The sequence below is a fragment of the Leifsonia aquatica H1aii genome, assembly GCF_000633535.1.
In the GTDB taxonomy this organism is placed as follows: Bacteria; Actinomycetota; Actinomycetes; order Actinomycetales; family Microbacteriaceae; genus Leifsonia; species Leifsonia aquatica_A.
Window position 1 is genome coordinate 1 of record NZ_AYMR01000041.1, and the last position, 25,805, is coordinate 25,805.

The window sequence follows — 25,805 nt, forward strand, 5'->3', positions numbered from 1 at the left end:
CCCGACCTCCCCGCCGCACCCGACCTCCCCGCCGCACCCGACCTCTCCGCCGCACCCGACCTCCCCACGGCCGCCGGCCTCCCCGCCGCACCCGACACGCCCGCGGCGCGGGCGGCGCTCGACCTCGCGCGGTCGTACCACTCCCCGTCACTGCTCAACCATGTGGTGCGATCGTGGGTGTGGGCGGAGGCGTTCGCCGCGCTCGAGGGGCGCACCGGGTTCGACCACGAGCTGCTCTACGTCTCGGCGCTGCTGCACGACATCGGGATCGTCCCGCAGTTCGACAATGTCGCGCTCTCCTACGAGGACGCCGGCGGCCACGTGGCCGTCGCCCTCACGGCCGGGGCCGGATGGGAGGCCGCCCGCCGCACCCGCGCGCACGAGGTGATCGTGCGCCACAACTGGCCGGCGGTCGACCCCGCGCTCGACGTCGAGGGCTACCTGCTCGAGATCGCCACCGGCCTCGACATCTCGGGCGCCCGGGCGGACGACCTCCCGCTGGACCTGCGTCGCGCGGTACTCGCCGCCCATCCCCGCCTCGACCTCGCCGCCGAGTTCGGCGCGGGAGTCGCCGACCAGGCCGAACGCAAGCCCGGCACGCAGGCGCACCGTCTCGTCGCGGGCGGCGTCCGGGAGAAGCTCGCCGCGAATCCGCTGGAGTCGATCGCCTAGGCTGAAATGCATCCACCCCCAGGCGAAGGTCGAGGATCGACACGTGCAGTACATCTCCACACGCGGCAGCAGGATCGGGTCGTACCGCGACGTCCTCGTCGAGGGACTGGCGCCCGACGGCGGTCTGGCCGTCCCCGGCGAACTGCCCCGCCTCGACGGAGCGCTGCTGGAGAGCTGGCGACCGCTCGGCTATGCGGAGCTGGCGACCGCGGTGATCGGACTGTTCGCGACCGACATCGACCCCGACGACCTCGCCCGCCTGTGCCGGGCCGCGTACCGCCCGTCCGCGTACGCGTCCGAGGAGATCGTCCCGCTCCGCGGCCTCGGCGACGGGCTGACCCTCGTGGGTCTCTCGGAAGGCCCGACGCTCGCCTTCAAGGACATGGCGATGCAGTTCCTCGGCGAGGCGCTCGACTTCGTCCTGAGCGAGTCCGGCGAGGTGCTCAACATCCTCGGCGCCACCTCCGGCGACACGGGGTCCGCCGCCGAGCACGCCCTCCACGGCCGGGAGCGGCTGGCCGTCTTCATGCTGTCGCCGCGCGACCGGATGAGCGCGTTCCAGCGCGCGCAGATGTACTCGCTGCTGGACGACAACGTGCACAACATCGTCGTCGACGGCGTGTTCGACGACTGCCAGACCCTGGTGAAGCGGCTCGCGGAGGATGTGGCGTTCAAGCGGGCGCACCGCCTCGGCGCCGTCAACTCCATCAACTTCGGCCGCATCTCAGCTCAGATCGCATATTACGTCTGGGCGTGGCTGCGGGCGACCGACGCCGTTCCGGAGGCCGGACGTGCCGGATTCGAGGTGTCGTTCGCCGTGCCGTCCGGCAACTTCGGCAACATCCTGTCCGGCCACTACGCCCGCAGCATGGGCCTGCCGGTGCGCTCGCTCGTCCTGGCGGTGAACGAGAACAACGTGCTCGACGAGTTCTTCCGCACCGGCTACTACCGGCCGCGGACCGCCGCGGCGACGCACACCACCTCCAGCCCGTCCATGGACGTGTCGCGGGCGTCGAACCTGGAACGCTTCGTCTTCGACCTGCTCGGCCGCTCCCCCGAGCGCACGGCGGCGGCCTGGGCCGCGCTGGCCGCCGACGGCGAGCTCGACCTCTCCGCCGAGCAGCACCGCTTCCTGCCGGAGTTCGGGTTCGTCAGCGGCACCAGCACGCACGCGGACCGGCTGGCCACCATCCGGGACGTCCAGGCGCGCACCGGCGTCACGGTGGACCCGCACACGGCCGACGGCCTGCTGATCGCCCGGCAGCACGTGGAGCCCGGTGTCCCGATGCTCGTGCTCGAGACCGCGAAGCCGCAGAAGTTCGCCGAGACCATCACCGAAGCGCTGGGCCACGCCCCGACGCCGGATGCGGCGACGCGCGCCCTGCTGGACGCCCCGCAGCGCATGACGGAGCTCCCCGACGACGAGGGCCGGCTGCGCGCCCTGATCGCGGAGCTGGCCCTGCGCTGAACCCGGCCGCGACGTATCCTCGAGGGGTGCCCCTCCTCCTCGACACCGCCGACTGGCGCGCCCTCGAAGCGGCCCACGCCGTGCGTGCCGACGCGCTGACGGCCGCACACCGGGAGCGCGCGGGGCGGGGCGAGAAGCACCCGATCGAGGACTTCCTCTTCACCTACTACTCGTACTCCCCGAGCGTGCTGCGCCGCTGGCATCCCGGACCGGGTGTCGAGCTGGCCGACGCCGCCGCCGAACCGCGCGCCGGCTGGCGCTGGTACGCGCCGGGCGGGACCCCGGGCGGTCTCATCGTCGACGGGGACGCCTTCGCCGCCGAGAAGGGGACGCTGCTGCGCGCGATCGAGCGCATCCTCCGTTCGACCGCGGCCCGGCCCGGCCAGTTCGGTTGCTTCGGGCTGCACGAGTGGGCGATGGTGTACCGGCAGGACGAGCACCGCCACGCCGTCCCGCTCCGCCTCGGCCGCACCGGGACCGACGAGGTCGTGGAGGCCCACGACCTGCGCTGCACGCACATCGACGCCTTCCGCTTCTTCACGCCGGAGGCGGTGCCCCGCAACCGCTTCTCCCCCACCCGCGAGACGCAGCCGGACCTGGAGCAGCCCGGCTGCCTGCACGCCGGGATGGACGTCTACAAGTGGGCGATGAAGCTCGGCCCCCTCGTGCCGGGCGAACTGCTCCTGGACGCCTTCGAGCTGGCGCGGGACATCCGGCAGCTCGACATGCAGGCCTCGCCGTACGACATGCGGCCCTGGGGCGCCGAGCCGGTCGCGATCGAGACCCCGGAGGGCAAAGCCGAGTACGTGCGCCGGCAACGCGCCTTCGCCGAACGCGCGAACGCCCTGCGAGGCGCCGTCCTCGACGCGTGGCTCGGCGACGCCTGAGCGCTCCCGACGCGCGACCGCCCCGGTTCGGGACGAGCGCGCCCCGGCGCCGCCCCGCGCACGTCCCGAGCGGCCGCGCGCGCCGAGCGGCTTAGAGGTCGACCGGCTGGCCGTCGGCGGCCGATCGGAGCGCCGCCGCGGCCACCTGCAGGGTCCGCAGACCGACCCGCCCGTCCGGCACCGCCGCCCGCCCGGATCGCACCGCGTCCAGGAACTCGGCGAGCATCAGGGCATCGAGATCGTCGCCGACACCCTCCCAGACCGGACCGTCGACCGTCTGCCCCGAGAGGTGCGGCGCGAACGGTGCGATGGTCACCGTGCCCTTCGTGCCGGTGATCTGCAGGGTGAGGCCGCCCCAGGTCGGTGCGTTCTCCGGCATGGTCCAGGAGCAGTCGATGGTCGCGACGACACCGCTCGGATAGGTCGCCGTCACCAGTCCGCCCGTCTCCACGCGCAGCCCCTGCCCGCCGTGCAGCAACTGGTTCGACACGGCGCGCACCGTCGTCGGCAGGTCACCGAGCAGGTCGTCGAGCAGGTCGGCGCAGTGCACGACGTGATCGACGAGGGCGCCGCCTCCGGCGAGCACCGGGTCGGTGAACCAGGCACGGTCCGCGGGCAGCTTGCCGTTGTTGGTGCCCCGGACGCCGATGATGTCGCCGAGGTGACCGGCGCGCACCCGGGCGCGCGCATCCACGAACGACGGCGCGAACCGCACCGGATAGGCGGTCATCAGGGTCACGCCGGCGCGCTCGACGGCGTCCAGCATCGCGCGGCCGTCCGCGACGGTCGTCGCGAGCGGCTTCTCGCACAGGATGTGCGCCCCGGCGGCGGCGGCGGCCTCGACCAGCGTGCGATGCCGGGCGTTCTCGGCGGTGACGATCACGGCGTCCGGTCCCCACGCCAGCGCGGCGTCGTAGTCGGCCACGTACCGCACCCCGAGGGAGGCGGCGAGCGCCTCCCCGCGGAGGGCGGCGTCCGGTGCCGACGCGCCGTCCGGGTCGGTCACGATGAGGTCGACGTCGGCGCGCCCGGCGAGGAGCCGGCAGTAGCCGATCGCGTGCGGGTGCGCGAACGAGAGCACGGCGATCTTGAGCGGGGTGGTCACGGTGTCTCCTGTTCCGGCGGTCATGCGCCGACGCTCGCGGTGCGGGTGGTGGCCAGGGCGGCGAGCCCCGTGGTGGCGTCGATCTCGATCGCGCGCCCGGTGCGGATGGATTCGGCCGCCGCTTCCGCGATCGCGACGGCGCGGATGCCGTCCTCCGCCGCGACGACCGTGTCGGTCCCCTCGGCGATCGCCCGGTGGAAGGCGGCGAGCTGCCGCGTGTACGGGCTGACGGCGGTGGTCTCCGGCGGCAGGTACCCGGCGCCGGCCTCCCCCGCCGGGAAGTCGAGGACGCTCGCGGCGTCCGTCGACGAGTCGATGGCGAGGGTCCCTCGGGTGCCGGCGACGTCGGCGCTGGTACGGAACACCGCCCCGTTCGGTCCCCACGTCCCCTGGACGTGACTGATCGCACCGCCGGCATGGGTGAGCGTGACATGGGCGGTGACGATGCCGGGCACGATCCCGTCGACGCTCGGCGGGCTCTGCACCGCGTAGACCTGGGTCACCTCCCCGGCCAGCCAGCGCGCCTGATCGAGGTCGTGGATCATCTGATCGAGGACGATGCCTCCGCCCGCGTCCTCGTCGAAGAACCAGGACCCCGCGCGGGGTGCCTGACCGGAGCGCACGAAGCGCAGGACGGCGGGCTCACCGACCCGTCCGCCGTCCACCTGACGCTTGACCTCCGCGTAATCGGGGAAGAAGCGGACGACGTGCGCGGGGAACAGGCGGACGCCCGCCGCCTCCGCCGCGTCCGCGAGCTCGCGCGCGTCCGCCGACGAGACGGCGAGCGGCTTCTCGCAGATAACATGCTTGCCCGCGGCGATCGCGGCGAGCGCCAGCTCTTTGTGGCTGCCGCTCGACGTCACGATGTCGACGATGTCGCTCGCGGCGAGCAGCGCCTGAAGGTCGCCGGCGATCGAGAAGCCGTATTCGGCGGCGAGCGCCTCGGCCCCGTCGTGGGAGTAGACGGTCACGGGCGCGCCGAGCGCCGCCCATCCCGTCGCGTGCACCTGGGAGATCCCGCCGGCGCCGATGAGGCCGACTCGGAGAGTAGTCACGGAAGTGTCTGTTCTTTCTTATTTCAGGCCCGAGAATGCGATGCCGTCGATGACGCGCTTCTGCATGATCAGGAAGAGGATGAGCACCGGAGCCATCGCGAGGAGACTGGCGGCGAGGAGCAGGGGGTAGTCGGGGATCGACCGCTGGCTCGTGAGCGTGGCGATCCCGGCGGACAGCGGCATCTGGGTCGAATCCGTCGCCACGATGAGCGGCCAGAGCAGATCGTTCCACGAGGCGAGCACCGTGATGATCGCGAGCGCCGAGAGCCCGGGCTTCGCCAGCGGGAGCATGACCTTCCAGAACACCTGGAAATGGTTCGCGCCGTCGAGGCGTGCGGCCTCGGCCAGCTCGTCCGGGAGCCCCAGGAAGAACTGGCGCATCAGGAAGGTGCCGAACGCGCTGAAGATCCCGGGGGCCGCGATGCCGGCGATGGTGTTGAGCCAGCCCAGGCCCTGCACGATCTGGTACTGCGGAAGCAGGTAGACCTGCGGCGGCACCATCAGGATGGCGAGCACCAGCGCGAAGATCGTGCGCTTGAGCGGGAACGACATCCGGGCGAACGCGTACCCGGCCATCGAGCACAGCAGGAGCTGGCCGACCGTGCGGATCACCGTGACCGCGATCGACACCCAGAGCTGGTTGAGGAACGGGAGCTGGTCGAAGACGTGCGCGAAGTTCTCCCAGTGCAGGGTGCCCGGCCACACGGACGGCGGCACGGACGTGACCTGCGCGTTGGTCGAGAGCGACATCAGGATCTGCCAGAGGAACGGGAACACCATGACGACGGACGCCACGATCAGGACGACGTGCGTCATCCCCGTCCCGAGCCGGGCGCGGCCGGTCTTGGAACCGACGACGACGGAGCTAGACATACGTCACCCACCTCTTCTGCATCCGGAACTGGATGATCGTGAACACGCCGACGAGCACCAGGATCGCCATGCCGACCGCAGCGGCGTAGCCGTTGTCGCCGGTCTGCTGGTGGGCGAAGAACAGGTACACCATCGACTGGGTCTGGTTGATCGCCGGGTTCTGCGTCCCCATCAGCGCGTAGAGCAGGTCGAACAGCTGGAAGCCGGTGATCACGGTCATGACGGAGACGAAGAAGATCGACGGGCTGAGCAGCGGCACGGTGATGGAGAAGAACTGCCGCATCCTGCTCGCTCCGTCGAGGCTCGACGCCTCGTACATCTCGGGCGGGATGCCCTTCATGCCCGCGGAGAGCACGATCAGGTTGAAGCCCAGCGAGATCCACATCCCGACCAGGCCGACCGCGATGAGCGCGAACCACTCGGTGGAGAGCCAGTTGGGGCCCTTGATGCCGACCAGCGACAGCGCGTAGTTGATCACGCCGAAGTCGCCGTTGAAGATGATCCGCCAGACCATCGCGACGGCGGCGGGCATCGCCACGTAGGGCAGGAAGAACGCGGTCCGGTACACGGTCGCGAAGCGCAGGCCGGGCCGGTTCATCAGACTGGCGAAGATCACCGCGAGCGGGATGCCGATGAGCAGGAACCCGATGTAGACCAGCGTGTTGACGATCGAGCGCCAGAACGAGGGGTCGGCGAACATTGCCTGGTAGTTGGACAGTCCGCTCCAGGTGGCCCCGCCGAAGACGCCCCATGTCGTGAAGCTGAAGTAGGCGTTGCGGATGATCGGCCAGATGTAGAAGACGAGGACGCCGAACAGGAGCGGGGCCACGAAGAGGGCGGCCCACACCCATTCCTTCCGGTCGGTGCGCCGCTTGCGCGGTGCGGCCGGCCGGGTGGCGGGCGTCGCCGTGGCGACGCCCGCCTCCTGGGGTGCGATCGAGACGGACATCACTCTTTGGCGAGGTCCGCGTTCATCTGCGTGGCGAGCTCCTTGGCGACGTCGGCGACCGGGCGCTTGCCGGAGAAGGCGTCGGGCAGCAGATCGTTCTCCGCCTTGTTCCACGCCGCGGTGTTCTTCGAGATCGGGTACGGGTACGCGTAGTCCGCCGCGGCCTTCTCGAAGATGGTGAGGTCCCAGGGCGCCGTCTTCACGAAGGCGTCCTGCGTGCCGTTGAACGCGGGGTTGGCCGTGCCCATCTCCGCCTGCGTCAGCGCCGCCTCCTTGCCGCCGAGGTAGGCCTGGAAGGCGAGGGCGGCCGCCTTGTTCTTCGAGTCCTTGGCGACGACGTTGGCGAGACCGTGGATGACGGTGGCCTGCTTCTCGCCCTTCGGCAGAGGAGCGAGCGCGATCGTGTCCTTGATCGGCGATGCGAGCAGCTCGGAGTTGAGCCAGGTCCCCGACCAGATCATCGCGGACTTGCTGTTGATGAACCACTGGTCCTGCGGGGTGTCGGACAGCTGCGACGGTGTGGGCGACGAACCGTCGGCGACGAGGTCGCGCACGAACTGCAGCCCCTTGATCGCAGCGGCGGAGTCATAGCCGGACTTCTTGCCGTCGGAGGAGATGATGTCCCCTCCGGCCTGGAGGATGGTGTTGTAGTACACCTCCTGGCCGCCGGAGAGTCCGCTCGCGACGCCGTAGACGCCGTCGCCCTTCAGCTTGTCGGAGATCTCCTTGGCCTTCTGGTGGAACTCGTCCCAGGTCCAATCGGCCGTCGGGTAGGCGACGCCCGCCTTGTCGAAGACCGCCTTGTTGTAGTAGACGCCGATCGTGTCGAAGTCCTTCGGAGCGCCGTACTGCGCGCCGTCGTAGCTGTACAGCTTGTCCAGCGCCGCGGGGTAGTTCGCGGGGTCGACGCCCGAGCCGATCGGTTCGAGCAGGCCGTTGGAGGCGTAGAGCTGGAAGTTCGGCCCGTTCATCCAGAAGACGTCGGGCAGCGTCTTCGAGGAGCCCTGCGTCTGCAGCTTGGTGAAGTAGTTCTGGTAGGGAGTGACCTGGGAGGTCACGGTGATGTTCGGATACTCCTTGTTGAACCCCTTGATCAGGGCCTCCATCGCGGGCTTCTGGTTGACGTCCCAGTACGCGTAGGAGATGGATGCCGAGAGATTATGATCGGCAGTGGCACCGGAGCCGCTTCCAGTGTTGGACGAGCATCCGGCCAGAAGGGCTGCGGCTGCAACCGCCGCCCCGGCGGTCAGTACGGCTTTTCGCATTGGTTCTCCTTGGATATGGGTGGTGTTGTGGTGCCTCCCGGGCCGGCGATCAGTCCTCGCCGGCCTGGGGATCCCTCGTGGTCACACCGATGTGGCCACGCGTTCATCCACGGCGCGGACGGCGATGGGACGCGACCCGTCGCGGATGGACTCCGTTGCGGCGACGGCTGTGGCCACCGCGTTCCTGGCCGCCACGGCGGACGTCTCCGTGCGGGAGCCCTCCGTCACGAACCGGACGAACTCGGCGACGGTGAGCGCGTCGGCGTCGCCGTGGCCGCGTTCGTCGCCGTTCACCCGGTACTCGGCGTCGCCGACCGGGTCGTAGTGGGTGCGCGTGTTCCAGACGCGCACGATCGCACCGTCGGTGTCGCCGAAATTCTCCAGCCGGCCCTCCGTGCCGATCACCGTGTAGTTGCGCCAGTAGTCGGGCGTGTAGTGGCACTGCTGGTAGGAGGCGTACACACCGTTGTCGAGGCGCATGTTCACCATCGAGATGTCCTCGACGTCGATCACGGGATTGAGCTCGGTCTGGCTCAGCGGAGGCCAGGAGTCGAGTGAGAACCACTCGGGCATGGTGCGGTCGGAGTTGTCGCGGCGGTCCTCGATGTCGCCGTAGAGGCTGAGGCCGCCCATCCCGCTGACCAGCTCGGAGTAGCCTCCCGCGAGCCAATGGATGACGTCGATGTCGTGAGCGCCCTTCTGCAGCAGCAGCCCGTTCGACTTGGCGCGCTCGGCGTGCCAGTCCTTGAAGTAGTAGTCGCCGCCGTTGCCGACGAAGTGCCGGCACCACACGGCCTTGACCTCGCCGATCTCGCCGCGCCGGATGATGTCGCGCATGAGCGTGACGACGGCCATGTGCCGCATGTTGTGGCCGACGTACAGTCGGCTCCCGCTCGCGGCCGCCGCTTCCAGGATCGCGTCCGCGTCGTCCAGGTCGATCGCGAGCGGCTTCTCCAGGTACACGGCGATGCCGGCGTGCAACAGGTCGATGGCGATCTCGGCATGCGTGTGGTCGGGCGACGTGACGAAGGCGGCGTCGACGATGCTTCCGCCGCCGTCCTGCGCGTCGCTGCCGTCCTGCGCGCCGCGGCCGTCTCGCGCGGCGATGAGGTCGCGGTGGCCGGGGAACGCCACGATGTGGTCGCCGAAGGTCGTGCGTGCGCGTTCCCGGGCGGCCGCGCTCGGGTCGGCGACGGCCACGATGGTGCCCGCTCCGGATTCCACCGCGTGGGCGGCGATCGACGACCGCGCCCCGACGCCGATCACGGCGAGCCTCAACGGCCGTCCTGCGTGCTGCACGCTCATGCGCTGATCCTCTCTGCGAGGGCCTTCGCCCCCGCGATGTCGATGTCGGGGTCCGGTACGTCGGGCGACCCGTACACCCGCTCGGCCGACTGGCCGAACGCGAGCGCCAGGGCTCCGAGCACGACGGACTCGGCACCGAGCTCCGACTGGATGATGGTGGGCCGGATCGGCAGCCGGATCTCCGCCATGACGGCGCGGCGCAGCGGTTCGAGCAGCGCCTCCCCGGCGCGGGAGAGGCCGCCGCCGACCACGACCACCTCCGGGTCGATGGCCATCGTGACCGTCGCGATGCCCGTCGCGAGGCCGCCGACGAACGATTCGATCTCCGCGCGCGCCTCCTCGTCGCCGTCCACGGCCAGACGGAACACCTCTTCACCTGTCGGCGCGGCCTTCCAGCTGAGCTGTCCCCGCGGGGTGACGTTCATGGAGAAGACGATCTCGCCGATCTCGCCGGCGGCCGAGTGCGCGCCGCGGCGCAGCTTGCCGTCGATGATCAAGCCCATCGAGACGCGGTGCCCGAGGAAGAAGTGCGCCGCATCGTTGACCAGCCGGGAGGCTCCCATCCGGTGCTCGGCGAGAGCGGCGAGGCGCATGTCGTTCTCGACCGTCACCTCGCAGCCGAACTCCGCCCGCAGGTGCCCGGCGATGTCGACCCGCTCCCAATCGGGGAAGCTGCGCGAGATGACGAGCCGGCCGTCCTCCCCGACCAGGCCGGAGACGGCGACGCCCATCGCGATCAACCGCGCGCGGTCGATGCCGCTGGAGTCGAGGCAGTCGGCGATGACCTGCTGCACCACGCTCAGCCGGGTGGGTCCGAGGGACGAACCGTCGACCTCCCGCTCCGCCCAGCCGATCACCGAGCCGACGAGGTCCGCGATCGCGACGCGCACGCGGTGGATGCCCACGTCGACGCCGACGAGGTAGCCGGCGTCGGCGACGAAGTCGTAGAGCCGCGCCGGTCGTCCGGCGCCCCGCCCGCCGGGCGTGTGCACATCGACCTCGACGACGAGCCCGCGCTCGCGCATCGCGGTGAGCGCCACCTCGACCGTCGGGCGGGAGAGCCCGGTGCGGGAGGCGATCTGGGCGACCGTGGCCCTGCCGGTCTGCCGGACGACGAGCGCGCATCGAGCCGCGTTCACCGCCCGCTGTCGCGATGCGTCGGGTTCCAGCCCGTGTCCACTGAGTGCCATCCGTCGAAACCCCGCTCGCTTACAATGAAACTTCGTTGCTTAATTGCCGCGGCCAGTACAGCACGACAAGACAACGGGCGTCAAGGTCGGAGCGAATACAATCAAAGAGGTTTACGTATTTGTAACAAGCGAATGCGTATCGGGCCGACGATCACGTCGGTGCCCGCGCCGCGCGTCGCGCGTCGGCAGTGCCGGTCGCGCCGCAGCGCCGGTCGCGCGACGGCGCCGTCGCGCCCTCGCCTCCCGACCGCGCCGTCCCGCGACCGCGCCGTCCCGGGACGACCGCGCCCCGGCGCCGCACCGCGCACGTCCCGAACGACCGCGCACACCCCGAACGACCGCGCACCTCACGGACGCGCGGGCAGCCCCGCACCGTGGCGGGGCGCGCAGCCCCTCCTCGCGACCGCGCCGTCCCGGGACAACCGCGCCCCGGCGCCGCACCGCACACGTCCCGAACCGCCGCGCTCGTCCCGCACCACCGCGCACGTCCCGAACCACCGCGCACGTCCCGCACCACCGCGCACGTCCCGCACCACCGCGCACGTCCCGAACCACCGCGCACGTCCCGCACCACCGCGCACGTCCCGAACCACCGCGCACGTCACCGGCGCGCGCGGGCGCGCCGGTGGGCGGCGCGGGCGGGTCAGCCTCCGGTGCCGGTGCCGGCGTCGCCGCCGGAGCCGCCTCCGGCGCCTGCGCCCGTCCCGGTGCCGGCGCCGTTCCCGCCTCCCGGTGCGGACGTCGGTGTACCGGTCGATCCGCCTCCCGGGGTCGGCGTCGACGTGGGTGCCGACTGTCCGCTGCTGAGCTGGATGGTGACGCTCGCGCCGCCTTCGACCGACGAGCCGGCGGCGGGAGTCGTGCCCGCGACCGTTCCGGCCGGTTGGGTGCTCTCGACCGGCGTCTGGTCGACGGTCACGTCGAGCCCGAGCGCCTCGAGGAGCTTCTGCGCCTGGTCGGGCGTCTTGCCCGTGACGTCCGGGATGCTGACCGTGTTCCCGTACAGCGCCGAGCTCAGCGGCTTGGCGAACGCGTCGCCGCCGTAGACCTGGTCGAGCGCCTTCTGGATCGGCTTCACGATGGAGAACTTGACGTTGCCGCCGCCGATGCCGTCGAAGCTGAGACTGCGCAGCGGCGTGGAACCGGACACGTTGCCCACCCACGTCGCCTGCGCGACCTTGGTGGTGGAGGTGATCAGCCAGTTCTGCAGCGAATCGTCCGTCGTCCCGGTCTTGCCCATGACGGGGGTGCCGTCCCACGGGTTGGCGCTGGTCGCCGTGCCGTTCGTCATGACGCCCTGCAGCGCGTAGTTCACGCCCGCCGCGACGTTCTTGTCCAGCCCCTGCGTGCAGGTCGTGGGGCTCACCGCGTGCTCGCTGCCGTCGGCGTTCACGACCTTGTCGATCGCGACCGGCGTGCACACGGTGCCGCCGTTGGCGATGCCGGCGTAGGCGGTGGCCATGGTCAGCGGCGCGACGTCGTTGGTGCCGAGGATCATCGACGGGTACGAGTTCAGCGTCCCGCCGGTCTTCGCCGTGTGGATGCCGAGGGACTTCGCCGCGTTGAGGATGGAGCAGAGGTCGAGCTTCGTGGCCATCATCGCGAATGCCGTGTTCACCGACTCCGCGGTCGCCGACATCACCGACAGCCGGCTCGCCGACCCTTCGTCGTTCGCGACCTGCCACGGCTGCCCGGAGACGTCGCCGCACGTGCTCGTGAAGTCGGACATCGGGAAGTTGTGCTGGGAGGCGTTGATGTACTCGTAGAGGCTGTGCCCGGCCTCCAGCCAGGCCGCCAGGTCGAACGCCTTGAACGTCGACCCGGTCTGGAAGCCCGACGAGCCTCCGTACGCTTCGTCCGTGTTGTAGTTCACCGCCGTCGTGCCGTCCACGGGTTGATCCGTGTTGTTGAAGGCCCTGTTCTGCACCATCGTGACGATGCGTCCCGTGCCGAGCTCGACGGAGACGTTCGACGCCCCCAGGTCGATGCCCGCGCGGGAGGCGGGGATGTAGTTGCTGACCGACTGCTGCGCCACCGCCTGCAGGTCGAGGTTCAGTGTGGTGTAGATCTTGAGGCCGCCACGGTTGAGCGTCGCCCAACGGTCATCGCTGGTCTTGCCGTACGCGGGGTCGTTCAGGATGACGTCGCGCACGTAGTCGCAGAAGAAGGCGGCGTTGTACTGCTGGGCCGCCGCGCATCCCGAGGTCGTCGGCGTCACCGTGGGCTGCACCGGTGTCTTCTTCGCGGCGTCGCGGTCCGCGGCCGTGATCTTGTGGTTCACATACATCCGGTCGAGCACGTAGTCGCGGCGGGCCGTGGTGAGCGCGTACCCGTTGGCCGTGCCGTTGGTCTTGCTGTCGGGCTCGTCGATGCGGAGGTTGGCGGGATTGTTGACGATCGCCACCAGCGTCGCCGCCTGTGCGAGCGTCAGGTTGTTGGCGTCCACGTTGAAGTAGTAGTGCGCCGCCGCCTGGATGCCGTACACCTGGCCGCCGAAGCCGACGACGTTCAGGTACCCCATGAGGATGTCCTTCTTGCTGTACTTCTTCTCCAGGCCTACCGCGTAGCGCATCTCCTGCACCTTGCGCTGCAGCGTCTGGCCGGCGGCGTCGTCGTAGCAGGCCTGCACCTTCTTGGCGTCGGTGAGGGCCTCGCACTTCTCGACCTCGACGTTCTTGACGTACTGCTGCGTGATCGACGATCCGCCCTGCACGTCGCCGCCCACCACGGTCGCCAGAGCCCCGCGCACCGTGCCGAGCACGTCCACCGCACCCTCCGAGTAGAACCGCGGGTCCTCGGCGGCGACCACGGCGTCCTTCACGTTCTGCGAGACCGCGTCCCACCCGACGTCCTGCCGGTTCTGCGCGTAGAAGGTCGCGATCGGGACATCCTGACCGCCCTGCTTCGCGTACACGGTCGACACCTGGGCGAACTGCTGGATCTGCAGGTTCGCGGGCAGCGCGTTGAAGTCGGAGATGCCGGCCGCCGCCGCGACGCCCGTTCCCAGGAAACCCGGAAGAACGAACAGCGAGCTGAGCACCGCGGCGACGAGCGTGAAGCCCAGGAACTGCCAGATCGCGCGGCCCCGGGTGCGCGGCATGCGCGGCTCCAACCGCTGGACCGGCGCCAGGACGCGGTCGATCAGCGGCGGACGGTTCGAATCGTGAGTAGACACCCGTCCACGCTTCCAGCCCGGGCTGTGGAGTCGGTCCGTGCGAGGTGAAGGGACGTTTGGAGTTGTACAGGAACCGGCCGCGTCGCGCCTCAGTCGAACACGACGCTCACCTTGTCCGCCGCTCCCGGTGTCGCGGCGAGGGCGAGCGCGTCGAGGGCCTTCTCGAAGGGCAGCCGGTCGCTGACGATCAGGGCGTACTTCTGCCAGTTCTCGATGATGTCATCGGTGACCTCGAAGATCTCGGTGGGGTATCCCATCGACCAGACGATGGTCAGTTCGGTCGGGAGGATGCCGCCGAAGTCGAGTTCGACCGGTCGCTTGTGCACGGCGACGATGCCCAGGGTCGCGCCGTGCTTGGCGATGGCGGCGACGGTCTGCGGGATGGAGCCGACGCCGGCCGCATCGAGGTAGATGTCGGTGCCGGGACGGACCCCGCGCACCATGGCCGTGGAGCCGTCGCCGTGCAGCTCGACGAGCCGGGCGGCGAGGTCCTCCTCGGCGGAGTTGATGACGGCGTCGGCGCCGATCTCGAGCGCCTTCTCCAGGCGGGTGGGCAGGATGTCGACCACGACGATGTGCCCGGCGCCGCGACGGCGGTAGCCGAGGAGGGCGCCGAGACCGATCGGGCCGGCACCGAAGATGACGACCGTGTCGCCGCCCTTCGGGTCGGTTCGGTTGACGGCGTGGGACGCGACAGCCATCGGCTCGTTGAGGGCGGCCACCTCCCACGGGATGTCCGCCGGGATGACGCGCAGCTGGCGGCCGATCTCGGCGTCGCGGACGACGACGAACTCCGACAGCGCACCCTGCGCCCCGCCGGAGCCGAGCAGCCCGTCGGTGAAGGCCATCGTGTCGATGACGACGTGGTCTCCGACCGCGATCCCCTCCACCTGCTCCCCCACCTCCACGACCTCGGCCGCGGGCTCGTGCCCGAGCGGTGTGGCGCCCTGTCGCGGCGGGATGCCGCCGAGGTGCGCGTACATGGCGTCGGAGCCGCAGATCCCGCACGCCTTGATCGCCAGGAGCACGTCGGCGGGCCCGGCGGTCGGCTTCTCGATGTCCACCCACTCGATGGTGTCGACTCCGGTGACTCGGATGGATTTCACGACGCGCTCCTTCTGGTGATCGCGGACGATCGCGGGTGATCGGCCGGTACCCGTCACGGTAGTTACAAAATCGAATTAGTGCACGCTAGGCTCGGGCGGTGGCCGTGACGATCAAGGATGTGGCACGGGCGAGCGGCGTCTCACCCTCGACCGTGAGCTTCGTGCTCAACAGCACGCAGGGTCAGGTGATCACGCCGGCGACGCAGCAGAGGGTGCGGGAGGCGGCGCACTCGCTCGGCTACGTGCCGCACGGTGTCGCGCGGGCGCTTCGCGAGGGAACCTCGCGCGTGGTGCTGCTGGATGTGGGCGCGCGGCGCGGCGGCCCGATACTGGAGGGCTTCATCCTCGGGATGAGCACGGAGCTCGCGGCGCACGGCCACAGCCTCCTGGTGCAGCACGGCACCCACGACCATGCCCTGCCGTCGGCGATCGCCGCCGTGTCGCCGCGGGCGGTGGTGGACATCTCGGGTCCCTTCCGGCACGTCAACCCCGAGGCGCCGGAGGGCGGCTGGGTCTACGGCCTCGCCTCGCACGCGCTCACCCAGCTCGCGCACCTGCGCGAGCGCGGGCATTCCGTCGTCGCGTTCGCGACCCCCGGGCCGCACGCGGCCCTCCCGCACGACCGCCCGCCGCACGACCGCCTGCCGCATCTGGCGCAGGCCGCGGAGCGTCTCGGTCTCGCGGCGGCCGGAGTCCTCGCGGCGGGGGCCGACCGCGACTCCACGGCACGGGCGATCGCCGGGCTGCTGCGACGGCATCCCGAGGTCACCGCCGTCGCGGCGGTCGATGACGAGACGGCATTGGCCGTCCTGTCGGCGCTGCCGTTGGTCGGGCTGGCCGCGCCCGGCGATCTCGCGGTGATCGGCTTCGGCGACAGCGAGTTCGGGGCGCTGTGGGCGCCCGCGCTGACGACGGTTCACGTGGAGGCGGAGCAGCTGGGAGCGCACGCGGCCCGGGTCGCGATCGGTCTCGACCCGGTCCCGGAGCCGACCACCGGTTCCCGCGTCGTCATCCGGGAGTCGGCCTAGAGGCACCCAGCTGACGCAACACGCCGCGCCCGCAGATGCGGGCGCGGCGTGTTGGGTCTACTCGTTCGGTGCCTGGCGCAGGCGGCCGGGTCAGGCGGCCGCGGCGAGGACGGACCGCGCGCTCACGCGCAGCTCGCCGCCCGCGGCGTCCACCAGCACGGTGCCGCCCTCGGCGACCTCGCCGGTCACCATCAGGTCGGCCACGCGGTCGTCCACCTCGCGCTGGATGACGCGGCGCAGCGGACGGGCGCCGTACTCGGGCTCGTAGCCCGCCTCGGCGATCCACTCGACGGCGGCCTCGGTGGTCTCGAACGCGATGCCGCGGGAGCCCAGCCGGGAGGCCGTGGCGGTCAGCAGCAGGCGGACGATCGACCGGAGCTGGTCGGTGTCCAGCTTGCGGAAGAGCACGATCTCGTCGATGCGGTTGAGGAACTCGGGGCGCATCGCCTCGCGCAGCTTGCCCATCACCCGGTCGCGCAGGTCCTTCTCGGACGAGAAGCCGTCCGCGCCCGGTGCGACGAAGCCCAGGGCTCCGCTGCGGGAGGCGAGGAACTCCGAACCGAGGTTGGAGGTCATGATGACGGCCGTGTTGCGGAAGTCGACCGTGCGACCCTGACCGTCGGTGAGGCGCCCGTCGTCCAGCACCTGCAGCAGCAGGTTGAAGACGTCGGGGTGGGCCTTCTCGATCTCGTCGAACAGCACGACCGAGTACGGGTTGCGGCGCACGCGCTCGGTGAGCTGTCCGGCCTCGTCGTACCCGACGTATCCGGGAGGGGCGCCGACCAGGCGCGCGACGGTGTGCCGCTCGCCGAACTCGCTCATGTCGAACCGCAGCATCGCCTTCTCGTCGCCGAACAGCGAGGCCGCGAGCGACTTCGCCAGCTCGGTCTTGCCGACCCCCGTGGGGCCCAGGAACAGGAAGCTGCCGACGGGGCGGCGCTCGTCTCCCAGGCCGGTGCGGTTGCGCCGCACGGCCTTGGCGACCACGGTGACCGCGTCGTTCTGACCGATGACGCGCTCGTGCAGCTCCGACTCCAGGCGGGCCAGGCGCTCGCGGTCGGCCTCGCCGATGCGGGACACCGGGATGCCGGTGGCGCGGGAGACGATGGCCGCGATCTCGGGCTCGTCCACGACCCCGTCGGGTCGCGGCGCGCTGCCGAGCTCATCGAGGGCGTGCTGCACCGACTCGATCTCGTCGCGCAGGCGCGACGCCTCCTCGTAGTGCTCGCCGGCGACCGCGGAGTTCTTCTCGGACTCCAGGGTGGCGAGCCGCTGCATCAGCTCGGACGCATCCACCCGCTTGCCCAGCGACAGGCGCAGGCGTGCGCCGGCCTGGTCGATCAGGTCGATGGCCTTGTCGGGCAGGAAGCGGTCGGAGACGTACCGGTCGGAGAGCTCGACGGCGGCGCGGAGCGCGTCGTCCGTGTAGCGGACGCCGTGGTGCTCCTCGTACGCCGCGCGCAGCCCGGCCAGGATGAGCACGGCGTCCTCCACGCTGGGCTCGCCGACCGTCACCGGCTGGAAGCGGCGCTCGAGCGCCGGGTCCTTCTCGATCCGGCGGTACTCCTTGAGGGTGGTCGCGCCGATCAGGTGCAGGTCGCCGCGGGCCAGTCGGGGCTTCAGGATGTTGCCCGCGTCCATACCGCCGGATTCGCCGGGCCCTCCGGCGCCGACCACGGTGTGCAGCTCGTCGATGAACACGATCAGCTCGTCCGTTCCGGCGCTGATCTCGTCCATGAGCGCGGTGAGCCGCTCTTCGAAGTCGCCGCGGTACCGGGTCCCGGCGACCATCGCGGCCAGGTCGAGAGTGACGACCTTCTTGTCCCGGAGCTGCTCCGGGACCTCCCCCGCCACGATCGCGCGGGCGAGGCCCTCGACGATCGCGGTCTTGCCGACGCCGGCCTCGCCGACCAGCACCGGGTTGTTCTTGGTGCGACGCGAGAGGATCTCGACGGTCTGCTCGATCTCGTCGAGCCGGCCCACGACCGGGTCGAGCCGGCCCTCGCGGGCGAGCTCGGTCAGGTCGGTGCCGAAGCGGTTGAGCATCGGGGTGTCCGACGCGCTCTCGGCGGCCTCGGGCTCCTCCAGGCCGCCCGTGCCGACGGTCGCGGTCTGCCGCATGGCGTTCGTGAGGGCGTCCGCGGTCACGCCGGCGGCCGCGAGGACCTGCCCGGCGGGGGCGTCCTGCCCGATCACGAGCGCGAAGAAGAGGTGCTCGGGGTCGATGTACGTCGATCCGGAGGCGCGGGCCACCTGGTACGCGTGGAAGAGGGCGCGCTGGGCCGAGGGCGTGATGGAGGCGGCGTCCGCATCCACCAGCTCGCCGGAGGCCGGGAGGCGCTGCTCGGCTGCGAGCACGACGCGCGCCGGGTCGACGCCGATGCCGCGCATCGCGTCGGCGGCCGGCTCCTCGCCCGCCATGACACGCAGGATGTGCAGGGCGTCCAGCTCGCGGTGGCCGTGCTCCAGGGCGAAGCGGCCTGCCTCGGCGAGGATCTCCTGCGTCCGCCGGCTCAGGAACCGGCTGATGTCGATCGAGCGCGCGGCGCGCGCGCGCTCACCCGCGAGGTAGCGGGCCAGGAACTCGTCGAACGAGCCGGCCCCGCCGCTCTCGGGAGTGAAGTTCTCGGGCACGTGATCTCCAGTTTCTAAAGTTGAGTGATGTGCACTCAAGTTCAACGAAACCGGTAGCGGGATATTCCCCGGAGCACCCGGTCGATCCTGTCCGCTTGCAGAGAACGCTCGGAAGGCGTTGCATCAGGAGCATGACTCGCTGCCGCCCCGACTCCCCCGCCCGCACCCCCGACCGGGCGACCGGCCCGAAGGCCGGCCGATGAGCGCGGCCCGCACCACCGTCCGCATCCTCCTCGGCGCCGGACTCGTCTTCGCCGGTGTGAGCCATCTCACCTTCGCGCGGAAGGACTTCCAGGCCCAGGTGCCCGACTTCGTGCCGCTCGACCCCGACACCACCGTGCTCGCCTCGGGCGTCGTGGAGATCGCGCTCGGGACCGCGCTGGCCGTGACCCCGCAGCGGAAGGGGCTCGCGAGCCGCAGCACGGTCGGCTGGGCGGCGTCCGCCTTCTTCGCGGCCGTGTTCCCCGGCAACGTGTCGCAGTGGCAGAACCACCGCAGCGCGTTCGGGCTCGACACCGACCGCAAGCGCCTGATCCGCCTGGCCTTCCAGCCCCTGCTGATCGCCGCCGCCCTCTACGGCACCAACGACCGGCGCCGATAGCACGTCGACGTTCGCGCCGAATGTCGCCTATCGACGCCGCTTTCGCGACTTTCGTGACGAATGCCGGAGCGGTGCTCAGCGCGCGTCGACGCGCAACCAGCGCAGGGCGGCATCCACGGCATCGGCTGGATCGCCCGCGTCGCTCGCCGCCCAGTCGACGAGCGCCGAGCGGCTCGCCGCCTCATAGGCGGCGGCCACCGCGTTCGCGACGGCGCGCGGCGCGTCCGGCAACCGCGCGGCGATGTAGTCGGCGAGGTCGGCCGTCCACGGGAGGTTGCTGCGCTGACCGAACGCGGCGAGCTCCGGCTCGGTGGAGACCAGGGTCGCCCACTGCGAGCCGAGACGGCGCACGGAATCGTGCGACACCGAGCTGACGACGGCGTGGCGCAGCACGTCGGCGAGCGGTTCCCCGGGCGCGGCCGCGGCGAGCGCGGATGCGAGGCGTTCGCGCGCCGCGTCCACCCCGGTCCAGGCGATGGCGGCGCGGGTCTGGAAGTGCCGGAGCAGGGTGCGCTCGCTCACACCGGTCGCCTCCGCCAGGTCTCGCCAGGTCGTCTGCTCGTATCCCCGCTCGCTCCAGAGCAGGATCGCCGCCTCGGCGACGGCGTCGTGATCCACCACGGACGGGCGGCCCCGGCCACGGGAGGTCGCGGTGCGGTCGGCGGAATCGGTCACGGCGGCGAGACTAGCACTGCCTCCACTTTTTTGGCGTAGTCTGTCAATAATGTTCACCCGTAGAAAGGACATCCCATGACACGCACCTCCGTCGTCACCGGTTCGGCGTCGGGCATCGGCGCCACGACCGCCGCCCTGCTCCGCGAGCGCGGCGAGACCGTCATCGGCGTCGACCTGCGCGGCGCCGAGGTCGAGGCCGATCTCTCCACTCGCACGGGCCGCGCCGAGGCCGCGAAGGCCGTGATCGCCCTCGCGGGCGGCCGCGTCGACGCCGTCATCGCCTGCGCCGGCATCTCCGCGCCGATCGCCAAGACCATCTCGGTCAACTTCTTCGGCGTCACCGAGCTGCTCGAGGCGCTCCTGCCGGCGCTGCGCCAGTCGGACGCCCCGCGCGCCGCCGTCGTGTCGTCGATGGCGTCGCTGCAGCAGAACTCCGCCGAGATGGTGGAGGCCGCCCTCGCCGGCGACGAGGCGCGCGCGCTCGAGATCGCGCAGGGCTATGTCACCGACGACCCGATGACCGGCTACATCGTCTACCCGTCCTCCAAGCGCGCCCTCGCCCGCTGGGTGCGGCGCGAGTCCATCTCGGAGGCCTGGGCCGGCTCCGGCATCCCGCTCAACGCGGTGGCACCCGGCACCGTCGTCACTCCGATGACGGCGGAGCTGCTGGCGACCCCCGAGGGCGCCGCCATGGTGGACGCCTCCGTGCCGATGCCGTTGAACTACCACCAGCCCCCGGAGTCGATCGCGAACCTCCTGATCTGGCTGACCAGCGCCGAGAACACCCACATGGCCGGTCAGGTGATCTACGACGACGGCGGCGCCGACGCCACCCTGCGCGGAGACGACATCTGGTCCTGGAACGACGCCTCCTGACGCGCCCGCCGGAGCCCGGAGCACGTCCGGAGCTCCGCCCGGCCGACCGCGAGATCGCCGGAGATCCGGCGACCTGAGCGGCGCGTCGCCGCGAGACTCCGGAGTCCCGGCGATCCGCCCGCTGCCGCCGCACGGCCCCGCGCTGCGCGGCGGCAGCGGCCGATACGCCTGTCGGCCGGGCGGAGTACGGTCGGTGCATGGAGATCGTCCTCGTCCCCGGCTTCTGGTTGAACGCGAGCGCGTGGGAGCGGGTGACGCCCGTGATCGAGGCGGCCGGCCATCGCGCCCACCCGCTGACGTTGCCCGGACTGGAGGCGGTGGAGGCCTCCCGGGCCGGCATCGGCGTCGCCGAGCAGGTCGCGGCGATCGTCGGGGCGATCGACGCCACCGGCACTCCGGGAGCACGCGATGTCGTGCTCGTCGGGCACTCCGGCGGTGGCCCGCTGGCGAATGCGGCGCTCGACGCCCGGCCCGACCGCGTGGCGCGCATCGTCTTCGTCGACTCCGCTCCCCTCTCCCCCGGCGACGTCATCCCGAGCGGGCTGACCCCGGTCGACGGCGAGGTGCCGCTGCCGGACTGGGACGACTTCGACGATGAGGACCTGGTGGACCTCGACGACACGCTCCGCGACGTCTTCCGTCGCACCGCCGTCCCTGAACCGGGCGACGTGGTGACCGGCGCCATCGAGCTCCGCGACGATGCCCGCCGCCGAGCGGTGCCGGCGACGGTGATCGCCTGCGAGTTCGGGGAGGCCGACCTGCGCCGCTGGGTCGCCGCCGGCGAGGGGTTCTGCCGTGAGCTCGGCGCTCTCGACCGCTACGACGTCGTCGAGCTGCCGACCGGCCACTGGCCGATGTTCACCCGCCCGGACGCGGTGGGGGCGGCGATCGCCGAGGCGGCCGGACGGTGACGGCCGCAGAGCGCGGCGCACCCTCGCCCGGCGCGGCGGGCGCCCCGTCGAGCGTCCTCGTGATCGGCAGCGGTGTCGCCGGAGCGGCGACCGCCTTCGCGCTCGTCCGCCGCGGTGTCGCGGTCACCGTGGCCGACGCCGGGCTGACCGGGCGCGCGACGGATGCCGGCGCCGGCATCATCCAGCCGTGGTCCACCGCGGCGGACGGTGACTTCTACGAGCTGTACGCGGCGAGCGCCGACTACTACCCCGAGCTGATCGAGCGGCTGGCCGAGGTCGGCGTCGACGACATCGGGTTCCGTCGCTCGGGCGCCCTGATCGTCAACCGGGATGCGGCCGTGATCGACGCGGCCGAGGAGCGCATCGCCCGGCGGGCGCCGGAGGCCCGCACCATCGGCACGGTGCGGCGCACCGATGCCGCCGCCGCTCGCGCGCTCTTCCCGCCGCTCGGCGACGGCTTCCACGCCCTGCACATCGCGGGCGGTGCACGCGTCGACGGTCGCGCCCTGCGGGCCGGGCTGCTCGCCGGAGCGCAGGCCCACGGCGCGCAGTGCGTCGACGGCACGGTGTTCCTCGGCGCGGACGGCGTCGCGCGGATCGAGGAACGCGAGCTGACGGCCGACGCTCTGGTCGTCGCAGCGGGCGCGTGGACCAACCGCGTGCTCGACCGGCTGGGCGCGCGGGTCCCCGTGGAGCCGCAGCGCGGACAGATCACGCACCTGCGCCTCGATGGCGTGAGCACCCGCGACTGGCCGTCGGTGCACCCGGTCGCCCCGCACTATCTGGTGGCGTTCGACGACGCGCGCGTGGTCGTCGGAGCGACCCGCGAGACCGGCTCGGGATTCGACGCCCGCGTCACCGCCGCCGGCCAGCAGCAGGTGCTCGCCGACGCCCTCTCGGTCGCTCCGGGGCTCGCCGACGCGACGGTGATCGAGACCCGCGTCGGCCTGCGCCCGCTGCCCGAGGGCGAGCTGCCCTCGGTCGGGGAGCTGGACGGGCACCCGGGCGTCTTCGTCAACGCCGGCTTCGGCGCGGCCGGGTTGACGATGGGTCCGCTCGTCGGCGACCTCCTCGCCGAGCAGATCGTCGGGACGGCCGCCGCGTGATCCTCGCCCGGGACGAGGCGCGCCGTATCGCCGTGCGGGCCCAGCGCCTCGACGCCGCGCGGCCGACGGGGCTCGTGCCCCTGGTGGAGCATCTCACCTTCCTGCAGCTGGACCCGACCGCCGCCGTCGCCCCGAGCGCAGAGTTGATCGCCTTCACCCGGCTCGGGCCGACATTCCGCCCGGACGAGGTGCGGGCGGCTCTCGAGGACGACCACCTGCTCTACGAGATGAAGGCGATGGACGACCCCAAGCAGCCGCCGTTCGCGATGCTGCGTGCCGTCTCCGACCTCGGGCTGCAGCTCGATCGGATGTCCCGGTGGCCGGACGCCGTTCCCGCCTGGGCCGCCTGGCTCACGGCCAACGACGCCTTCCGCCTCGCTGTGCTCGCGCGACTGCGCGCGGACGGCCCGCTGCTGTCGAAGGAGATCCCGGACACCGCTGCCGTGCCGTGGCAGTCGAGCGGCTGGACGCACAACCAGAACGTGACCCGCATGCTGGAGCTGCTGCAGGGGCGTGGCGAGGTGGCGGTCGCGGGCCGCATCGGTCGCCAGCGCACGTGGGATGTCGCCGAGCGCGTCTACCCGGCCGGCATCGAGGTCGTGCCCGAGGAGCAGGCCAGGCCCCTGCGGGATGCCCGCCGCCTGCGCGCGGCCGGCATCGCCCGCGCCGTCCTGGTGGGCGATGCGGGCGAGCCTGTCCGGGTGGAGGGAAGCGACCTCGAGTGGCGGGTCGACCCGGAGGCGGTGGGAGCGCCGTTCGCCGGCCGCACCGCCCTGTTGTCGCCGTTCGACCGGCTGGTGCACGACCGGGTGCGCACGCTCGACCTCTTCGGCTTCGAGTACCTGCTGGAGATGTACAAGCCGGCCGCTCAGCGCCGCTGGGGCTACTTCGCCCTGCCGATCCTCCATGAGGACCGCCTGGTCGGAAAGCTCGACGCGACCGCCGACCGCACGACCGGGGTCTTCCGCGTCGCCGCCGTGCACGAGGATGAGCCGTTCCCGCCCGCCGTGCGGGACGACGTGGAGGAGGCGATCGCCGAGCTCGCCGCGTGGCTCGGCCTGACGGTCGCCCGCTGACCCGTCCCTCCCGCTCCTGCTCCCGGCCGCACACGGGGCCGGCCCGGGGTCGCATTCTGTCGCTCTCGCCGACGCGAAGCGACGTGATGCGACCCCGCGCCGGCGCGAAGCCTGCGCAGCCTAGGCCGACGCCGCCGCGCGGGCGTGCGGGTCGGAGGCGTTGAGCGCCGCGACCACCTGGTCGTAGTCGCCGCGGGCCTCCCCGTAGCGCAGGAACTTCACCCGCTCGACCTGGATCTCGGTCGCGTCCGGCTGCGTCTCGATCAGCTCCATCACCTCGGCGACGAACGCGTCGAGCGGCAGGGCGACCTCGCTCGCCTCCTGTCCGGGCATCAGGCCGGTGCGCACCGCCGGCGGCTCCAGTTCCTGCACGCGCACCGAGGTGCCGGCGAGCTGGAGGCGGATGCTCTCGCTGAGCATGTGGATGGCGGCCTTGGTGGCGTTGTAGCTCGGGGTCACGGCGAGCGGGGTGAACGCCAGCCCGGACGAGACGGTCATGATGGTCGCGGCGGGCCGGGTCTGCAGGTGCTCGACGAACGCGCCGATCAACCGGATCGGGCCGAGCAGGTTCGTGGTCACGGTCGCTTCGGCCGTCTCCAGGAAGCGCGCCGGGTCGCGCCAGTCCTCGGCCCGCATGATGCCGGCCATGGCGACGAGCACGTTCAACTCGGGGTGGCGCTCGATCACGGCGGTGGAGGCGGTGCGGATGCTCTCGGCGTCCGCGGTGTCGATGCGCTCGGTGTCGATGCCGGGGTGCTCCGCGGCGATCCGCTCGAGCAGGTCGGTGCGGCGGCCGCCGACGATGACGGTGTTGCCGCGCTGATGGAGGGCGACGGCGAGGGCCAGGCCGATTCCGCTCGTCGCTCCGGGGATGAAGATGGTGTTGCCGGTGATGTCCATGCCCACAGCCTCCGTCGCCCGGCCGTGCAGCGGCAGAGACCCGGCGATCGGGGGATCCGCGATCCCTGGTTCGCGCGCGGCCGCACGGCGGATGATGGAGACATGGACCGTGCCGCTCTCGCCGACTTCCTCCGCCGCCACCGGGAGGCGCTGCAGCCCGCCGATGTCGGGCTGGCCGTCGGCGCCCGGCGGCGCGCGCCGGGTCTGCGCCGGGAGGAGGTGGCCCTGCTGGCGGCGATGTCCGTGGACTACTACACCCGGCTGGAGCAGCAGCGCGGCCCGCAGCCGAGCGAGCAGATGCTCGGCAGCCTGGCCCGGGCCCTGCGGCTGACGACGGACGAACGCGACTACCTGCACCGCATCGCCGGGCACAACACGCCCGATCGGCTCGGCGGTGCGCACGTGCCGCCCGCACTGCTGCGCGTGCTGGACCGGCTCGCCGACACGCCCGCGCTCATCCTGTCGAACCTGGGCGAGACGCTGGTGCAGAACCGGATGGCCGTGGCGCTGCTCGGCGACCGGTCCGGCTTCACCGGGCTGGAACGGAGCGAGATCTACCGCTGGTTCACGCAGCCCACGGAGGCGCGGTCGATGTATCCGGAGGGCGACCGGGAGCGGCAGAGCCGGTCCCAGGTCGCCTCGCTGCGCGACGCGTACGGGGCGATGGGCGAGCGCTCCCGCGCCGGTGAGCTCGTCCGCGCTCTGCTGCGGGAGAGCCCGGAGTTCGTCCTGCTGTGGGAGCGGCACGAAGTGGCCCGGCGCTTCGAGGACCACAAGACGCTGCTGCACCCCGAGCTGGGCGCGATCGAGCTGGACTGCCAGGCGCTGTTCACCGAGGACCTGTCGCAGTGCCTGCTCGTGCTCACCGCGCCGCCGCACACGGAGGCCTCGGAGAAGCTCGCCCTGCTGGGCGTCCTGGGCACGCAGTCGTTCGCGGGGTAATGTCTG

General features: G+C 71.6%; 22 protein-coding genes. 10 read left to right on the forward strand and 12 right to left on the reverse strand.

Annotated features, from left to right (window positions below):
- The 3 genes from U870_RS0121010 to U870_RS0121020 all read left to right on the forward strand — a co-directional run.
- Window positions 1-672 (forward strand): HD domain-containing protein (locus tag U870_RS0121010; RefSeq protein ID WP_025159317.1); only part of this gene is annotated, 672 nt, incomplete at its 5' end.
- 43 nt (window positions 673-715) lie between these two features.
- Window positions 716-2,140, forward strand: coding sequence for a threonine synthase (gene thrC, locus U870_RS0121015; RefSeq protein ID WP_025159318.1), 1,425 nt, complete (start codon window positions 716-718; stop codon window positions 2,138-2,140).
- Window positions 2,141-2,166: 26 nt separating this feature from the next.
- Window positions 2,167-3,027, forward strand: a complete 861-nt coding sequence (locus U870_RS0121020; RefSeq protein ID WP_025159319.1) for a hypothetical protein — start codon at window positions 2,167-2,169, stop codon at window positions 3,025-3,027.
- 91 nt (window positions 3,028-3,118) lie between these two features.
- Here the strand turns inward: U870_RS0121020 and U870_RS0121025 are convergent, their stop codons facing one another.
- The 9 genes from U870_RS0121025 to U870_RS0121065 form a co-directional block, all read right to left on the reverse strand.
- Window positions 3,119-4,156, reverse strand: a complete 1,038-nt coding sequence (locus U870_RS0121025; protein WP_052357878.1) for a Gfo/Idh/MocA family protein — start codon at window positions 4,154-4,156, stop codon at window positions 3,119-3,121.
- Complete coding sequence (locus tag U870_RS0121030) at window positions 4,153-5,187, reverse strand: Gfo/Idh/MocA family protein (RefSeq protein ID WP_025159321.1); 1,035 nt, start codon at window positions 5,185-5,187, stop codon at window positions 4,153-4,155. Before U870_RS0121030 ends, U870_RS0121025 begins: the two co-directional genes overlap by 4 nt.
- 18 nt (window positions 5,188-5,205) lie before the next feature.
- Window positions 5,206-6,060: a carbohydrate ABC transporter permease gene (locus tag U870_RS0121035; protein WP_025159322.1), complete on the reverse strand. Its 855-nt coding sequence runs from the start codon at window positions 6,058-6,060 to the stop codon at window positions 5,206-5,208.
- A complete protein-coding gene (locus U870_RS0121040; protein ID WP_025159323.1) occupies window positions 6,053-7,009 on the reverse strand; it encodes a carbohydrate ABC transporter permease in 957 nt (318 codons plus the stop codon). Before U870_RS0121040 ends, U870_RS0121035 begins: the two co-directional genes overlap by 8 nt.
- A complete protein-coding gene (locus tag U870_RS0121045) occupies window positions 7,009-8,274 on the reverse strand; it encodes an ABC transporter substrate-binding protein (RefSeq protein WP_025159324.1) in 1,266 nt (421 codons plus the stop codon). Before U870_RS0121045 ends, U870_RS0121040 begins: the two co-directional genes overlap by 1 nt.
- Before the next feature lie 81 nt (window positions 8,275-8,355).
- Window positions 8,356-9,579 (reverse strand): Gfo/Idh/MocA family protein, encoded by a 1,224-nt coding sequence (locus U870_RS0121050; RefSeq protein ID WP_029947980.1) that lies wholly within the window; start codon window positions 9,577-9,579, stop codon window positions 8,356-8,358.
- Complete coding sequence (locus U870_RS0121055; protein ID WP_052357880.1) at window positions 9,576-10,769, reverse strand: ROK family transcriptional regulator; 1,194 nt, start codon at window positions 10,767-10,769, stop codon at window positions 9,576-9,578. Before U870_RS0121055 ends, U870_RS0121050 begins: the two co-directional genes overlap by 4 nt.
- 643 nt (window positions 10,770-11,412) lie before the next feature.
- Window positions 11,413-13,944, reverse strand: coding sequence for a transglycosylase domain-containing protein (locus U870_RS0121060; protein WP_052357881.1), 2,532 nt, complete (start codon window positions 13,942-13,944; stop codon window positions 11,413-11,415).
- An 89-nt stretch (window positions 13,945-14,033) separates the two neighbouring features.
- Window positions 14,034-15,050 (reverse strand): zinc-dependent alcohol dehydrogenase, encoded by a 1,017-nt coding sequence (locus U870_RS0121065; RefSeq protein ID WP_025159328.1) that lies wholly within the window; start codon window positions 15,048-15,050, stop codon window positions 14,034-14,036.
- 98 nt (window positions 15,051-15,148) lie between these two features.
- On the opposite strand from U870_RS0121065, the gene U870_RS0121070 reads away from it, so the two are divergent.
- Window positions 15,149-16,078 carry a LacI family DNA-binding transcriptional regulator gene (locus tag U870_RS0121070; protein WP_025159329.1) on the forward strand — a complete coding sequence of 310 codons (930 nt, stop codon included), beginning with the start codon at window positions 15,149-15,151 and terminating at the stop codon, window positions 16,076-16,078.
- Between the two features lie 90 nt (window positions 16,079-16,168).
- Here the strand turns inward: U870_RS0121070 and U870_RS0121075 are convergent, their stop codons facing one another.
- Window positions 16,169-18,712 carry an ATP-dependent Clp protease ATP-binding subunit gene (locus U870_RS0121075; RefSeq protein WP_025159330.1) on the reverse strand — a complete coding sequence of 848 codons (2,544 nt, stop codon included), beginning with the start codon at window positions 18,710-18,712 and terminating at the stop codon, window positions 16,169-16,171.
- A gap of 199 nt (window positions 18,713-18,911) precedes the next feature.
- On the opposite strand from U870_RS0121075, the gene U870_RS0121080 reads away from it, so the two are divergent.
- Window positions 18,912-19,313: a DoxX family protein gene (locus U870_RS0121080; RefSeq protein WP_025159331.1), complete on the forward strand. Its 402-nt coding sequence runs from the start codon at window positions 18,912-18,914 to the stop codon at window positions 19,311-19,313.
- Window positions 19,314-19,388: 75 nt separating this feature from the next.
- On the opposite strand, the gene U870_RS0121085 is transcribed toward U870_RS0121080, so the two are convergent.
- Window positions 19,389-19,988, reverse strand: a complete 600-nt coding sequence (locus tag U870_RS0121085) for a TetR/AcrR family transcriptional regulator (RefSeq protein WP_025159332.1) — start codon at window positions 19,986-19,988, stop codon at window positions 19,389-19,391.
- Between the two features lie 75 nt (window positions 19,989-20,063).
- Between U870_RS0121085 and U870_RS0121090 the strand changes: the two genes are divergently transcribed.
- The 4 genes from U870_RS0121090 (at window position 20,064) to U870_RS0121105 (ending at window position 23,957) form a co-directional block, all read left to right on the forward strand.
- Complete coding sequence (locus tag U870_RS0121090; protein WP_025159333.1) at window positions 20,064-20,864, forward strand: SDR family oxidoreductase; 801 nt, start codon at window positions 20,064-20,066, stop codon at window positions 20,862-20,864.
- 197 nt (window positions 20,865-21,061) lie between these two features.
- Window positions 21,062-21,775, forward strand: a complete 714-nt coding sequence (locus U870_RS0121095; RefSeq protein WP_025159334.1) for an alpha/beta fold hydrolase — start codon at window positions 21,062-21,064, stop codon at window positions 21,773-21,775.
- Window positions 21,772-22,881 carry an NAD(P)/FAD-dependent oxidoreductase gene (locus tag U870_RS0121100; protein WP_025159335.1) on the forward strand — a complete coding sequence of 370 codons (1,110 nt, stop codon included), beginning with the start codon at window positions 21,772-21,774 and terminating at the stop codon, window positions 22,879-22,881. Before U870_RS0121095 ends, U870_RS0121100 begins: the two co-directional genes overlap by 4 nt.
- Window positions 22,878-23,957 carry a DNA glycosylase AlkZ-like family protein gene (locus U870_RS0121105; protein WP_025159336.1) on the forward strand — a complete coding sequence of 360 codons (1,080 nt, stop codon included), beginning with the start codon at window positions 22,878-22,880 and terminating at the stop codon, window positions 23,955-23,957. The genes U870_RS0121100 and U870_RS0121105 overlap by 4 nt, the downstream gene beginning before the upstream one ends.
- Before the next feature lie 120 nt (window positions 23,958-24,077).
- On the opposite strand, the gene U870_RS0121110 is transcribed toward U870_RS0121105, so the two are convergent.
- The gene (locus tag U870_RS0121110) at window positions 24,078-24,857 is read right to left on the reverse strand and encodes an SDR family oxidoreductase (RefSeq protein WP_025159337.1); all 780 of its coding nucleotides are present in this window, start codon (window positions 24,855-24,857) and stop codon (window positions 24,078-24,080) included.
- 102 nt (window positions 24,858-24,959) lie between these two features.
- On the opposite strand from U870_RS0121110, the gene U870_RS0121115 reads away from it, so the two are divergent.
- The gene (locus U870_RS0121115) at window positions 24,960-25,799 is read left to right on the forward strand and encodes a helix-turn-helix transcriptional regulator (RefSeq protein WP_025159338.1); all 840 of its coding nucleotides are present in this window, start codon (window positions 24,960-24,962) and stop codon (window positions 25,797-25,799) included.
- Window positions 25,800-25,805: the final 6 nt, after the last annotated feature.

What these genes read in the sequence shown, in the direction of transcription:
- U870_RS0121025 (WP_052357878.1), bottom strand. Translation starts at nt 4,156, where the DNA reads ATGACCGCCGGAACAGGAGACACCGTGACCACCCCGCTCAAGATCGCC.
- U870_RS0121035 (WP_025159322.1), bottom strand. Translation starts at nt 6,060, where the DNA reads ATGTCTAGCTCCGTCGTCGTCGGTTCCAAGACCGGCCGCGCCCGGCTC.
- U870_RS0121040 (WP_025159323.1), bottom strand. Translation starts at nt 7,009, where the DNA reads ATGTCCGTCTCGATCGCACCCCAGGAGGCGGGCGTCGCCACGGCGACG.
- U870_RS0121045 (WP_025159324.1), bottom strand. Translation starts at nt 8,274, where the DNA reads ATGCGAAAAGCCGTACTGACCGCCGGGGCGGCGGTTGCAGCCGCAGCC.
- U870_RS0121050 (WP_029947980.1), bottom strand. Translation starts at nt 9,579, where the DNA reads ATGAGCGTGCAGCACGCAGGACGGCCGTTGAGGCTCGCCGTGATCGGC.
- U870_RS0121055 (WP_052357880.1), bottom strand. Translation starts at nt 10,769, where the DNA reads ATGGCACTCAGTGGACACGGGCTGGAACCCGACGCATCGCGACAGCGG.
- U870_RS0121080 (WP_025159331.1), top strand. Translation starts at nt 18,912, where the DNA reads ATGAGCGCGGCCCGCACCACCGTCCGCATCCTCCTCGGCGCCGGACTC.
- U870_RS0121090 (WP_025159333.1), top strand. Translation starts at nt 20,064, where the DNA reads ATGACACGCACCTCCGTCGTCACCGGTTCGGCGTCGGGCATCGGCGCC.
- U870_RS0121095 (WP_025159334.1), top strand. Translation starts at nt 21,062, where the DNA reads ATGGAGATCGTCCTCGTCCCCGGCTTCTGGTTGAACGCGAGCGCGTGG.
- U870_RS0121110 (WP_025159337.1), bottom strand. Translation starts at nt 24,857, where the DNA reads ATGGACATCACCGGCAACACCATCTTCATCCCCGGAGCGACGAGCGGA.
- U870_RS0121115 (WP_025159338.1), top strand. Translation starts at nt 24,960, where the DNA reads ATGGACCGTGCCGCTCTCGCCGACTTCCTCCGCCGCCACCGGGAGGCG.